Genomic DNA, 12,954 nt, shown 5'->3' with positions numbered 1-12,954 from the left:
CCGGGCCGCGCCATTTCGGCCGACGCCGAGCAGGAAGAGGACGACGACGTGACCTCCACCCCCTCCACCCCGGCCCCCCGGGCCGCGATCATCGGGTCCAACCGGATCCCGTTCGCGAAGGCCGGCAGCGCCTACGCCGGCGCCACCAACAAGGACATGCTCATCGCCGCGCTCGAGGGCCTGGTCGCCCGGTTCGGGCTGGCCGGCGAGCGGCTGGACGAGGTCGCGGCCGGCGCGGTGCTCAAGCACTCGAGAGACTTCAACCTCACCCGGGAGACCGTCCTCGGCTCCTCGCTCGACCCGCGCACCCCTGCCTACGACGTCCAGCGCGCCTGCGGCACCGGCCTCGAGGCGGTCATCGGCGTCGCGAACAAGATCGCGCTCGGCCAGGCGCACGTCGGCGTCGGCGGCGGCGTCGACTCCACCTCCGACGCCCCGGTCGTCGTGTCCGACCGGCTCCGCAGGGCCCTGCTGACGGCCAGCCGTGCGAAGACCCTGCCGGACCGCCTCAAGGCCTTCGCCCACGTCCGTCCGCGCGACCTCGCGCCCGTGGCCCCCGACGTCGCCGAGCCGCGCACCGGCCTCAGCATGGGAGAGCACCAGGCCCTGACGACGGCGCGGTGGGGCATCACCCGGGAGGACCAGGACGCCCTCGCGCTGGCCTCGCACCAGAACCTCGCCGCCGCGTACGAGCGCGGCTTCTTCGAGGACCTTCTGACGCCGTACCGGCGCCTGACCCGCGACGAGTCGCTGCGCGCCGACACCTCGATGGAGAAGCTCGCCAGGCTCAAGCCGGTCTTCGGGAGGAACGGGGCCCCGGGCGGCCCGGCGCCGTCGATGACGGCAGGCAACTCCACACCCCTGTCCGACGGCGCCTCCACCGTGCTTCTCGCGTCCGACGAGTGGGCGGCCCGGCGCGGCCTGCCGGCGCTCGCGCACGTCGTCGACGCCCAGGTGGCGGCCACCGACTTCGTCGGCGGGCAGGAGGGCCTGCTCATGGCGGGCGCCTACGCCGTCCCGGTGCTGCTCGAGCGCAACGGCATGACGCTCGAGGACTTCGACCTCGTCGAGATCCACGAGGCGTTCGCGTCCACCGTGCTCGCGACGCTCGCCGCGCTCGAGGACGAGGACTTCTGCCGCACCCGGCTGGGGCTCGACGGCGCCCTCGGCAAGGTGGACCGGTCGCGCCTGAACGTCACCGGCTCCTCCCTCGCGGCGGGCCACCCGTTCGCCGCGACCGGCGGCCGGATCGTGGGCACCCTCGCCAAGCTGCTGTGCGAGCGCGGCGAGTCCGACGTCCGGCCCGGGCAGCGGGCCCGCGGCCTCATCTCCGTCTGCGCAGCGGGCGGCCAGGCGGTCACGATGATCCTGGAGGCGGCGTGAGCGACACCTACCTCGAGCTCGTCAACTCCGGGATCACCGCCTCGCTCGCGAAGAAGCTCGGGCTCCCCCGCCCGGCGCGGCTGCGGCGCACGGACCCGGCCTCGGTGGACAGCCCGCTGACCCCTGGGCCCGTCCTGGTCCTCTCGGACGCGAACGCCAGCGCCGAGGCCGACACCCTGGCCCAGGGCATGCTCGACTGGGACCTGGACGTGCGGCGCGACACCCGGCTGAGCGACCACGAGCGCTGGGGCGCCGTCGTCCTTGTCCTCACCGGGCTGCGTCACCCGGCCGGCCTCGCCGCACCCGCCCTCGAGCTGGGTTCGGTGCTGCGCGGCCTCTCCCCGGGCGGGAGGGTGGTGACGCTGTCCCGTACCTCGCCGACCGCCGCCCCCTCGTGCAGGGGCCCGGCTGGGTGGGCCCCATGCTCGCGGGCACGCTCGCCGTCACGGCGACCGGCATCGCCGCCCGGGCGATGCGGGTGCCGCCGCCGCTCGTCGTCCTCGTCCAGGCGGCCGTCGGGTTCACCGTGCTGAGCTGGATCTTCTTGCCCGGCAACCACTGGTTCGGCATCCCTCTCCCGTCCGCGTGGAGCGGGTCCGGCGCCCTCGTGGTGCAGGGGCTCGAGGCGATCAGGCTGGAGACCGTCCCCGCCCCGGGCAGCACCGGCCTGCTCCTCGTCGTGGCCGGGTCCTTGGTGGGCGTCGGCCTGGCGGTCGACACCCTCGCGGTGACGCTGCGCTCCCCCCGTCCTGGCGGGGGTGCCTCTGCTCGTGGTGCTCACGGTGACGGCGTCGGGCACCGGGCAGCCTCTCTCGCCGCGGTACTTCCTGGCGACGGCGGCGGTGTGGCTCGCGCTCGTCGCCCGCCAGAGCCTCGCGACGGTGCGCACCTGGCCCAACCAGCACAGCTGGTCGCGCACCGCGCCGGTGCCCCGGGACGACGAGGACGACGCCGTACGCACCGGGAACCGTCACCGGAGGTGGGCGGGGTCGCTCGGCGCCGTCGCGGTCGCCCTGGCGGTGCTGCTGCCCGGGTCGGTGCCCCACCTGGCGCCGACCGCGATCCTGCAGGGGCTGGGAACGGCTCCCGGTCCGTCGTCGGGCGGGGTGACGTTCACCGACACCCTCGACCTCGCCGCCGACCTCAACGACCGCAGCGACCAGCCCGTGCTGCGCTACCGGGCGGACGGCGCCGCCAGGCCCGTGCCCCTGCGGGTGCTGGTCACGAGCCGGTACTCGGGCGGCCGCTGGTGGCCGGTGTCGGGCCAGGGCGGCGAGGCCCGGCCGCCGCTGCTCCCCCCTGAACCCGTCGAGGTCGCGCGCGAGGACCTCGAGATCACGGTCGTGGACAACCGGCTCGAGGCGCCGCAGGTGGCTCTTCCCTATCCGCTCGTGGCCGTCGACTTCGGCCAGATCACCTCGCGCACCGACCCGCGCACCGGCACGGTCTCCGTGGGTGCGCGGCCGACGTCCTACGACGCCGTCTCGACCCAGGTCAGCGGCACCCTGCCGGCCGAGGTCGGTGCCGGTCCGGTGCGCGACGCCGTGGACCCCGAGCTGCTGCAGGTGGACGAGGCCGCCCGCCCGCTCGTCAGAGAGGTGCTGGAGGACGTCGTCGACGACGGGTCTAACCAGCTCCGCGTGGCGCGTGCGATCCAGGCGTACCTGCGCGGCCCGGAGTTCACGTACTCCCTCACCCTCGCCGATCCCGTCCCCGGCCCCGACGGCCGGCCGCTGGACCCCGTGAGCCACTTCCTGACCACCAGGCTCGGCTACTGCACGCAGTTCGCCTCGGCGATGGTGATGCTCGCGCGCGAGGCGGGGATCCCCGCCCGGCTGGCGATCGGGTTCCTTCCGGGCGAGCGGGAGGTCGACGGCTCGTACACGGTGGTCGCGGCCGACGCGCACGCCTGGCCGGAGCTGTACATCAGCGGCCTGGGGTGGACCCGGTTCGAGCCCACCCCCGCCGGACGGTCCGGCGCCGCGCCGGTCTACCTGACCCAGCAGGACGTCGGTGCGCCCGTGCCGACCGCCGAGGCCACCGCTCCGCCGGTGGGCGAGCGCCCGGTGGTCGACCCGGGCGGCGCCGTCGACCCAGCGACCGCCCCGGCGTCGAACTGGATGGTCGGCACCCTCCGCGCGATCGGATCCGTCGCGGTTCCCCCTCGCCACGGCCGTCGCGGCGGCCCTCGTGCTGCCGCTCGCCGGACGGTGGCGCCGCCGGGCCGGGCGGCGCAGGGCCGTTGACGACGCGTCCCGGGTCGAGGGCGAGTGGCGCGTCCTGACCACCCGCCTCGCGGACCTCGGCATCCCCGCCCCGGTCGGCGCAACCCCACGGCAGGCCGCCGAGCACTACGGTCGAGAGGCCGCCCTGACCGGAACCACCGCGGAGGCGCTCTCGCGCACCGTCGCCACGCTCGAGCGCGCCCGCTACGCGCCCGGCGGTGCGAACCCCGGGACGATGGGGGCGGACGTGCGGGCGGTCGTCGCGCAGGTCCGTTCGACACGCTCGTGGCGCAGGAGGCTGCGGGCCCTGATCGTTCCCGTCAGCGGTATCGAGCAGCTGCGGGCGTGGGGGGACCGAGCCGGCGCGATGGGACGCGCCCGCTCTCTCCGCCCCGAGGCGTGACTCCCGCCCGAGGCGTGTCCCAACCGTGTGGCCCCGGCGACCGGCCGTGGACCGCGTGAGCCGCTTCGTGACCACCCCTAGACTCGGGCCCGTGACGACCGGCATCGCTGAGGCGACCAGCAACCGTCCGCTCGCCTGCAGCCGCCTGAGCCTGGAGTCCGGCGAGGACCTGGCGGGCACGGCCTCCACCGTGACGGGTTACCTCGTGATCGAGCACGGCGGGCCGTGGGGCACCAAGGTCCTGCGTGACGCGCCGTTCTCGGACCCGGACGGGACGGGTGTCCCGCTGGGGGCTCACCTGACCACCACGCTCGCGCCGCTCGGCGTCACCACGCTGCTGGCCCGGCGGCCCGGTGCCCGGCACGGCATCCCCAGCCGGGTCGCGGTCATGCTGGTCGCGTTCGACGGCACGACCGCGCACGGCGCCCGGACCACAGTGGGAGCCGTTTCCAGGCTGTTCGGGTGGAGGCTGCCGGCGCTTCTGCAGCAGCTCCGCTCGGGCGTGCTTCCCGACGGCTGGGAGCCGCTCGACATGCAGGTGCTCGTGTGCGGGCACGCGCGCCGGGACGCCTGCTGCGGCGAGCTCGGCCGTCCGCTCGTGGCCGCACTGGCTGCCGTGGATCCGGACCGGACCTGGGAGGTCAGCCACGTCGGCGGACACCGGTTCGCCCCCAACACCCTCGTGCTGCCCGAGGGTCTCGTCTACGGGCGGCTCGGGGCCACCCGCGCTCGCGAGCTCCTCGAGGCCCACACGGACGGCAGGATGCTCACAGACGCCTTGCGTGGGCGGGCCGGCCTGCCCGCCCCCGTCCAGGCCGCCGAGCTGGCGGTCCGGAGTACGGTGCACGCCGACCGCGACCAGGACGTGAGCCTTCTCGACGCGAGCACCGAGGGGGCCCGCACGTCCACGCGCTGGTCGGCGCTGGGCCGATGCTGGCGCGTCGAGGTGGAGACCCGCCCCGGCGGGGGCGAGGACCGTCCCAGCAGCTGCGGGAAGGAGTCGGTGCCGCCGTCACCACGGCAGGTCGTGCTCGAGGTCCGCCCCGAGGACTGAACCTCCGCGGCCGCTCCGCCGAGGTGCCTCCCGGCTCATCCTCGCCGACGGACACCGCTCGTCGCGGGCGCCGTGCGAGGATCCTCCGGCCAGGAGTGCTTGGGATACCGCCCCCGCAGATCCGCCCGGACCTGCGCGTACCCGCCGGCCCAGAACGACTCCAGGTCCGCGGTGACCGCCGCCGGACGCCGCGCCGGCGAGAGGAGCTCGAGCACGAGCGGGACCCGTCCGCCCGCAAGACGCGGAGTGCTCCGCCAGCCGAAGACCTCCTGCAGCCGCACGGCGAGCACGGCACGGTCCCCGTCGTAGTCGACGCGGATCTCCGAGCCGCTCGGCACGCGCACCCGCTCGGGGGCGTACTCGTCCAGGTGTGCGGCGTCCGGCCAGGGCAGGCGGCGACGCAACGCCGTCAGGACGTCCACCCGCCGGAGGTCCCCTGCGGAGCGCACCCGCGCAAGGTCGGTCCCGAGCCACGCATCGACGTCCGCGAGGAGCGCCTCGTCCGAGACGTCCGGCCACGGCTCACCCAGCACCGCGTGGAGGAACCGGAGCCGACGACGTAGCCCGGTCGCGGCGGCCGTCCACGGAAGCACGTCCAGCCCGTCACGCTCGAGGCCCTCCCGCACCGCGGCGACCACAGCGGCGGGCGGCGGGTCGGGGACGGTGGCGGACGACAGCTCTATGGCGCCGAGCGAGGTGCGTCGGCGCGCCACCACCTGGCCGTCCTCCCACGTCACCGTCTCCTGCCGGCCGAGCAGGGACGGCGCCGCCTCGCGTGCGAGGCCCTCCGTCCAGCGGCGCCGCGGACCGGATGGTGGCGTCGCGTCGCCCTCGTCCTGGTGGAGCCGACGAGCGCCGTCGACGCCCACACCGAGGCGCGCATCGCCGCCCGGCTCGCGGAGCACCGGGCCGGCCGCACCACCGTGGTCGTGACCGCATCACCGCTCGTGCTGGAGCACGCCGACGAGGTCGTCTTCCTCGACGGCGGCCGTGAACGGGCGCGCGGCAGCCACCGCGAGCTGCTCGCCCGGGCCGTCGCGGGAGACCCCGACGCGGCCGCGTACCGCGGTGTCGTCACCCGGCAGGCGGCAGCGGACGTGCCGGCCGCCGAGAAGGAGGAGGTGCGCTGATGCTGCTCCCCGTGGCCGACGCCCGGACCGTCCGCCGGCAGGCCGGCGCCCTGCTGCGCCGCTACCGCGGCCGGCTCGCGCGCGTGGTGGTGGTCCAGGCCCTCGCCGCCGTCGCCGCCCTGACCCTGCCCTGGCTGCTGGGAGACCTGGTCGACGCGGTCGCGGCCGGGACCACGGCCTCGTACGTGAACCGCACCGGTCTCGTGCTCGTGGCGGTCGTGCTCGCCCAGACCCTGCTGATCCGCCACGCCCACCGCGACGCGATGATCCTGGGCGAGGAGATCTTCGCGCGGCTGCGCGAGGACTTCCTGTCCACCGTCACCCACCTCCCGCTCTCGACCGTCGAGCGTGCGGGCACCGGCGACCTGCTCGGCCGCACCACCAACGACGTCGACCGCGTGCAGTGGATGCTCCGCTTCGGCGTCCCCCGCGTGCTCGTGACCAGCGCGACGATCCTGCTCACGGTCGTCGCGGCGTTCCTCGCCTCCCCCGTGGTGGCGCTCTCCCTGCTGGTGGGGGTGCCGATCATCGTCGTGTCGGTCCGCCGCTACCTGCGCCTCGCGACCCCCGCCTACCTGCGCAGCTCCGAGGCGTACGCCCGCCTCAACGGCGTGCTCACGGAGTCCGTCGAGCACGCCACGACCATCGACGCCCTGAACCTGGGCCGGCGCCGCAGGGCCCGGACCGACCGCGCGGTGGCGGAGGCGTGGGACACCGAGGTCTTCACCCTCCGCATGCGGGTGCGGCTGTTCTTCTGGCTGGGCATCTCCTTCACCCTGCCGGTGGCCACGGCGCTGCTGTGGGGCGCGTGGCTCGTCCAGCAGGGCGCCGCCTCGCTCGGTGCGGTCACCACGATCGCGCTGTACGCGATGCAGGTGCGTCCGTTCGTCTCCGAGCTGCTGTTCTGGGTCGACGAGCTGCAGGTGGCCCTGGCCAGCCTGTCCCGCATCTTCGGCGTCAGCCTCGTCGAGGCCGACCGTGCCGTCTCCGGCGAGCGGCCGACGGACGAGCACGTCGAGGCGCGGAAGGTCCGCTACGCGTACCGCGCCGGCAACGACGTCCTGCACGACGTCGACCTGGACCTGGTCCCCGGCGAGCGGCTCGCCGTCGTCGGGCCCTCCGGCGCCGGGAAGTCCACCCTCGGGCGCATGCTCGCGGGCATCCACCCGCCCACCGGGGGGACGGTGACGGTCGGCGACGTGCCGCTCGTCGACCTGCCCGAGGAGGAGCTGCGCTCGCACGTGGCGCTGGTGACGCAGGAGCACCACGTCTTCGTCGGGACGCTGGCGGACAACCTGCGCCTGGCGCGGGCCGACGCCTCGGCCGAGGAGATGCGCGACGCGCTCGCCGCCGTCGACGCCCTCGACTGGGTCGGGCGGCTCGAGCGCGGGCTGGAGACCGAGGTCGGTTCGGGCGGTCTGGAGCTCACGCCCGCGCAGGCGCAGCAGGTCGCGCTCGCCCGCCTGGTCCTGCTGGACCCGCACACCCTCGTGCTCGACGAGGCGACGTCCCTGCTGGACCCGCGGGCGGCCCGGCACCTGGAGCGCTCGCTCTCGGCGGTGCTCTCCGGGCGCACGGTGGTGGCCATCGCGCACCGCCTGCACACCGCCCACGACGCCGACCGGGTCGCCGTCGTCGAGGGTGGCCGCATCGTCGAGCTGGGCCCCCACGAGGAGCTGGTGGCCTCCGGCGGCGAGTACGCCTCGCTGTGGCGCTCCTGGCAGCAGGACTGAGGGGCCCGGCGGGAGCAGGAGCCGGCGCGCCGCACGGGTCAGCTGCCGCGCCCCGCTCGCCCCGACCGGGCCAGGGCCTCGACACGGGAGCGGTCCAGGCGCGTGCGGCACAGCTACGCGGCGGTCGACCTCGGCGCGTCGAGCGGACGCGTCATCGTCGGCCGGCTCGAGGGCGGGCGGTTCGCCACCGACGAGGTGGCCCGCTTCCCGAACGGTCCGGTGCCCGTGCCCGCGGGGCGGCGCACCACGTTGCACTGGGACGTGCTGGGCCTGTACGCGTCCACGCTCGAGGGTCTGCGCCGGGCCGGCCGCGGGCACGGTCCGCTCGCCGGGATCGGCGTGGACTCGTGGGCGGTGGACTACGGCCTGCTCGACGCCGACGGTGCCCTGCTCGGCAACCCCGTCCACTACCGCGACCAGCGCACCACCGGGATTCCCGAGCGCGTGTTCGAGCACATCGACGCGGCGCGGCACTACGCCCACACCGGTGTGCAGGTCCAGCCGTTCAACACCGTCTTCCAGCTCGCCGCCGCCGCCCGCACCGTCCAGCTCGGCGCCGCCCGGCGGCTGCTGCTCCTGCCCGACCTGCTCGGCCACTGGCTCACCGGCGCGGAGGTCGCCGAGGTCACGAACGCCTCCACCACCGGCCTGCTCGACGTCGCCCGCCGGTGCTGGTCCGCGACCGTCCTGCACGCCCTGGACGGCGGGTTCGCCCTGCCGGTCGCCGGGCTGCTGCCGCCCCTCGTCGAGCCCGGCACGGCGATCGGACCGCTGAGGGACGACGTCGCCGGCGACCTGGGCCTCGGGGGCACCCAGGTGGTGGCGGTCGGGTCCCACGACACCGCCTCCGCCGTCGTCGCCGTCCCGGCGACCACCGAGGACTTCGCATACGTCTCCTGCGGGACGTGGTCCCTCGTCGGGCTCGAGCTCGACGGGCCGGTGCTGACCGAGGCCAGCCGGCTCGCCAACTTCACCAACGAGCTCGGTGTGGACGGCACGGTGCGGTACCTGCGCAACGTCATGGGGCTGTGGCTCCTGCAGGAGTGCGTGCGCACCTGGCAGCTGGCGGGGGAGGAGACCGATCTGACCGCGCTGCTCGCCGCGGCCGCCGACGTGCCGCCGCTGTCCTTCCTCGTCGACGTCGACTCTCCTGTCTTCCTGCCACCGGGTGACATGCCCGGCCGGATCGCCGCCGCGGCCTCCAGGACGGGCCGGGCCCCGGAGAGCCGCCCCCGAGATCGTGCGCTGCATCCTCGACTCCCTCGCCCTTGCCTACCGGCGTGCCGTACGCGAGGCGGCCGAGCTCGCCGGTCGGCGCGTGGAGGTGGTCCACGTCGTCGGGGGCGGCGCCCGGAACCCGCTGCTGTGCCAGCTCACCGCGGACGCCACCGGCCTGCCCGTGGTGGCCGGACCCGTGGAGGGAGCCGCCCTCGGCAACCTCGTGGTACAGGCGCGCGCCCTCGGGGATGTCGACGGCGATCTAGCCCGGCTCCGCGAGATCGTCGCCGCGTCGGACGAGACGGTCCGCTACACGCCCTCGCCCGGTACCCGCTGGGCGGCGGCCGAGAGGCGGGTGCTGCGAGGGTGAGGCGGCGAAAAACCGCAGCTCGCTGCGGCACGACCCGGAGCGGAGACTCGGCTCCTCCTCCTCCCCCCACCCCCTAACGGCACAAGCGTCCGGGGCCCCATCACCCTGTCCGAGGGCTGGGGGCGAGAAGGTCCGTTCACCCGCCGTTCACCGCAGCGACCGGTGTCTGACGGGCGGGCATTCCTGGTGCAGTGGTCCGCAGACTTGTCGGACCGCCGTCGGGAGCGTCGATGCTCAAGCGCGTATCACGAAGGCCGGGGGCTCTTGCTGCACCGCGTCCTGCCGGGAACGCGCCCATGGACCGGATCCTCAGGACCGCCGCCACGACGCTCCTGCCCGCGCCGGCCGTCCGCACGGGGCCGGGCGCGGCGCGTGCCACGCGGGCCCGGCGTCAGACCACGGTGGGCACCAGGTCGGTGTGGCTGTGGATGTGGCCCGCGCTGGCGCCCGAGCCCAGCGGGCCGTGGGACCGGCGCTACCGGGTCGCGCTAGCGGTCACCGACTTCGTCCTGGTCATGGTGGCGCTGCGCATCGCGGCGTACACGCGGTTCGGCAACGAGGCGCAGGACCTCGCGCTCGGGTCGCAGTACCTCGGCTACGGCGCGGTCGGCGCGCTGATCGGCGTCGTCTGGTTCGCCTCGCTGACCGCCTTCGACACGCGCAAGCGTCGCGTGCTCGGCGCCGGCCTCGAGGAGTACCGACGCGTCCTCGTGGCGACGCTCGCGGCCTTCGGCGCGATCGCGATCGTCTCCTACCTCGGCCCGGTGCCGCTCTCGCGCGGCTACTTCGTCGTCGCCCTCCCGGCGGGGCTCGGGCTCCTGCTCGCGGGGCGGCTGACCTGGCGCACGTGCCTGTCCCGGGTGCGCAAGCAGGGCCGGGCGCTCACCGGCACGGTCGTCGTGGGTGACGCGGACGAGGTCGCCTGCGCCGTCGCGGAGATGCGCAGGCACCCCGACGCCGGGTACCGGCCCGTGGCGGTCTCCCTCACGGGGCCCGAGAGCGGCGGTGCGACCGGCACGCCCCCCGTGCCGGAGCTGCCACGCATCTCCCTCGACGAGCTCCGGCTCGCCGCCCGCGACCCCCGGCTCGGCGCCGTGCTCATCGCGGGCAAGATGCCCTCGGCCGAGGTCAAGCAGGTCGCCTGGAACCTCGAGGAGGGGGCCGCTGAGCTGCTCCTCGTCTCCCAGCTCACGGACGTGGCCGGGCCGCGGATCCACCAGAGTCCGGTCGACGGGCTGCCCGTCGTCCACGTCGACCTCCCGCGGTACTCCGGCTTGGCGCACGTGGTCAAGCGCAGCATGGACATCGCCTTCGCGTCCCTCGCGCTGATCCTGCTCGCGCCCCTCTACGCCGCCGTGGCGCTGGCGATCAAGCTGGACGACGGCGGACCGGTCTTCTTCCGGCAGGAGCGGATCGGCCAGAACGGCAGCCCGTTCATGATGCACAAGTTCCGCTCGATGGCGGTCGACGCAGAGGCCCGCCTGGCGGAGCTGAGAGCGAGGAACGAGGCGGCCGGGGTGCTGTTCAAGCTCACCGACGACCCTCGCGTCACCCGGGTGGGCAGGTTTCTGCGCGAGCACTCTCTCGACGAGTTCCCGCAGTTCTGGGACGTGCTGCGCGGCCGGATGAGCGTGGTGGGCCCACGGCCGCCGCTGCCCACCGAGGTGGCGCAGTACGAGCGCCACGTGCACCGACGCCTCCTGATCAAGCCGGGCGTGACCGGGCTGTGGCAGGTCTCCGGCCGCTCCGACCTCTCGTGGGAGGAGAGCGTGCGGCTGGACCTCAGCTACGTCGAGAACTGGTCGGTCAGCGGGGACCTGATCCTCATCCTGAAGACCGTGCGAGAGGTGTTCGGGGCCCGCGGGGCGTACTGAGACCGTGCGGCCGTCGACGCTGACGGGGTCGTGGGCAGCCGGCGGAGCGGGGCTCAGAGCGCCGTCGTCAGGTCCCACGGCCGCCGGGTGAGTGTCGCGGCGGATTCCTCGGTGGCGAGCCGATGGCCGGTGCCGGCCCTGACGGACGTCGCCATCGCGACGAGCGGTGACCCGGCTCGGGGGAGCTCCTCGATCGCCGGGCGAGGCGGCAGCGGCGCGGGTTCAATTCGGTCGCATTTATCGTGCAACCGCCGACCGCTGGTGCGACGATCGACGGGCCAAGCTCGCCCACGGATCGAGGCTCGTCATGCTCCCTCGTCAAGTCGCACGCGCACTGGCCGGCTCCGCCGCCGCCGTCGTCCTCACGGTCGGCACCCAGGCCCCCGCCGGGGCCGCGACACCGCTCGACGACTACGACCGGCAGATGGTCCAGCTCATCAACGCCGAGCGCGCCAGGCACGGCCTGCCGGCGGTGCAGCTCCACGCGCCGCTGCGGGAAGGGTCGCTCGACCACTCGGGATGGATGTCCGACACGGGCGCCTTCGAGCACGACGAGCAGCTGGCGGACGAGGTGGCCGCCGCCGGCTGCGGGAGTGCCTGGGGCGAGAACATCTACTACTCCTACAACCGGGGTACCGACCCTGCGACGGCGATGGCCGGGTACATGAACTCGCCCGGCCACCGTGCCAACATCCTCAGCCCGAACTTCCGGTACGTCGCGACCGGCACGGTGTACGAGGGCGGCAGGCTCTACAACACCCAACGGTTCGCCGGGGCCTGCTCGGGCGGCGCCTTCGGCGACCCCGGTGACGCCGGCACCGCGACCGGCTCGACGTTCTACCTCTCCGACACGTTCGCCTCCCGGGCCGAGACGGTGTTCGGCTACGGCCGTCCCACCGACGGGGCGATGGTGGGCGACTGGAACGGTGACGGGACGGACACCGTGGCCGTGCGCCGCGGCCGGACCTTCTACGTCAACGACGGCCACGACGGCACAGCCGACCGGGTGTTCTCCTACGGCCGCCCCGGCGACGTGGTGCTCGTCGGCGACTGGGACGGCGACGGGGTCGACACCCTCGCGGTGCGCCGCGGCGCCGAGTACCACGTCAAGAACTCCGTCTCGTCCGGCCCGGCCGACAGGGTCGTCGTGTACGGGCGTGCCGGCGACCAGGTCGTCGTCGGGGACTGGGACGGCGACGGCGCGGACTCGCTCACCGTGCGCCGGGGCCCCGTCTACTACGTGCGGAACTCGATCAGCACCGGGGTGGCCGAGAAGGTCGTCCAGTACGGGCGCGCCGGGGACACGACGCTCGCCGGCGACTGGAACGGTGACGACGTCGACACCCTGGCCGTCCGCCGCGGCAACGAGTACCACATCAAGAACACCATCAGCGCCGGCGCCGCGGACCGGGTGGTCCACTTCGGCCGGCCGACGGACGCGGTCCTGGTGGGCGACTGGAACGGGGACGGCGTCGACACCCTCGGCGTGCGGCGCACCTCCTGACACGCCCGGACCTGACGACGGCGCACGCGGGAACGGTGCACCACGTCGCCCCCGGGAGAA

11 protein-coding genes and 1 pseudogene are annotated in these 12,954 nt (G+C 74.8%); 11 read left to right on the top strand and 1 reads right to left on the bottom strand.

Translation table 11 applies throughout. The features are described from left to right. The first annotated feature begins 48 nt into the window (after positions 1–48). The 5 genes from DA06_RS11565 to DA06_RS11545 all read left to right on the top strand — a co-directional run bounded on the left by DA06_RS11565 (position 49) and on the right by DA06_RS11545 (position 5,065). Entirely contained in the window at positions 49–1,383 is a 1,335-nt protein-coding gene (locus DA06_RS11565) for an acetyl-CoA C-acetyltransferase (RefSeq protein ID WP_418607762.1), read from the top strand. Then, on the top strand, positions 1,380–1,916 hold the full coding sequence (locus tag DA06_RS11560; RefSeq protein WP_418607760.1) for a hypothetical protein: 537 nt from the start codon (positions 1,380–1,382) through the stop codon (positions 1,914–1,916). Before DA06_RS11565 ends, DA06_RS11560 begins: the two co-directional genes overlap by 4 nt. Positions 1,917–2,132: 216 nt before the next feature. Further along, positions 2,133–3,629 (top strand): transglutaminaseTgpA domain-containing protein, encoded by a 1,497-nt coding sequence (locus tag DA06_RS11555; RefSeq protein WP_418607984.1) that lies wholly within the window; start codon positions 2,133–2,135, stop codon positions 3,627–3,629. Then, a complete protein-coding gene (locus DA06_RS11550) occupies positions 3,574–4,011 on the top strand; it encodes a DUF4129 domain-containing protein (RefSeq protein WP_043500186.1) in 438 nt (145 codons plus the stop codon). Before DA06_RS11555 ends, DA06_RS11550 begins: the two co-directional genes overlap by 56 nt. A 91-nt stretch (positions 4,012–4,102) precedes the next feature. Next, entirely contained in the window at positions 4,103–5,065 is a 963-nt protein-coding gene (locus tag DA06_RS11545) for a sucrase ferredoxin (RefSeq protein ID WP_418607759.1), read from the top strand. 35 nt (positions 5,066–5,100) lie between these two features. Here the strand turns inward: DA06_RS11545 and DA06_RS11540 are convergent, their stop codons facing one another. Next, a complete protein-coding gene (locus DA06_RS11540) occupies positions 5,101–5,802 on the bottom strand; it encodes an ATP-dependent helicase C-terminal domain-containing protein (protein ID WP_418607757.1) in 702 nt (233 codons plus the stop codon). A 102-nt stretch (positions 5,803–5,904) separates the two neighbouring features. Between DA06_RS11540 and DA06_RS11535 the strand changes: the two genes are divergently transcribed. From DA06_RS11535 to DA06_RS11510, 6 genes and pseudogenes are all read left to right on the top strand, one after another. Next, positions 5,905–6,195 carry a hypothetical protein gene (locus DA06_RS11535; protein WP_043500177.1) on the top strand — a complete coding sequence of 97 codons (291 nt, stop codon included), beginning with the start codon at positions 5,905–5,907 and terminating at the stop codon, positions 6,193–6,195. Next, complete coding sequence (locus tag DA06_RS11530) at positions 6,195–7,928, top strand: ABC transporter ATP-binding protein (protein WP_043500174.1); 1,734 nt, start codon at positions 6,195–6,197, stop codon at positions 7,926–7,928. The genes DA06_RS11535 and DA06_RS11530 overlap by 1 nt, the downstream gene beginning before the upstream one ends. Positions 7,929–8,030: 102 nt before the next feature. Beyond that, positions 8,031–9,065: pseudogene (locus DA06_RS11525) on the top strand (rhamnulokinase); the annotation flags it as partial. Between the two features lie 31 nt (positions 9,066–9,096). Next, positions 9,097–9,516 carry an FGGY-family carbohydrate kinase gene (locus DA06_RS11520; protein ID WP_418607982.1) on the top strand — a complete coding sequence of 140 codons (420 nt, stop codon included), beginning with the start codon at positions 9,097–9,099 and terminating at the stop codon, positions 9,514–9,516. A gap of 296 nt (positions 9,517–9,812) precedes the next feature. After that, positions 9,813–11,390 carry a sugar transferase gene (locus tag DA06_RS11515; RefSeq protein WP_052436664.1) on the top strand — a complete coding sequence of 526 codons (1,578 nt, stop codon included), beginning with the start codon at positions 9,813–9,815 and terminating at the stop codon, positions 11,388–11,390. A 307-nt stretch (positions 11,391–11,697) separates the two neighbouring features. Beyond that, a complete protein-coding gene (locus DA06_RS11510; RefSeq protein WP_043500162.1) occupies positions 11,698–12,894 on the top strand; it encodes a CAP domain-containing protein in 1,197 nt (398 codons plus the stop codon). Positions 12,895–12,954 lie beyond the last annotated feature (60 nt).

The sequence above is a fragment of the Georgenia sp. SUBG003 genome, assembly GCF_000715355.2.
Classification (GTDB): domain Bacteria; phylum Actinomycetota; class Actinomycetes; order Actinomycetales; family Actinomycetaceae; genus Georgenia.
Note: the sequence above shows the minus strand (reverse complement) of the source record. Positions and strands in the feature narration are given on the sequence as shown.

Excerpts from the sequence above, each read along its gene's own strand:
- DA06_RS11530 (WP_043500174.1), top strand. The coding sequence starts at position 6,195 with ATGCTGCTCCCCGTGGCCGACGCCCGGACCGTCCGCCGGCAGGCCGGC.
- DA06_RS11515 (WP_052436664.1), top strand. The coding sequence starts at position 9,813 with ATGGACCGGATCCTCAGGACCGCCGCCACGACGCTCCTGCCCGCGCCG.
- DA06_RS11510 (WP_043500162.1), top strand. The coding sequence starts at position 11,698 with ATGCTCCCTCGTCAAGTCGCACGCGCACTGGCCGGCTCCGCCGCCGCC.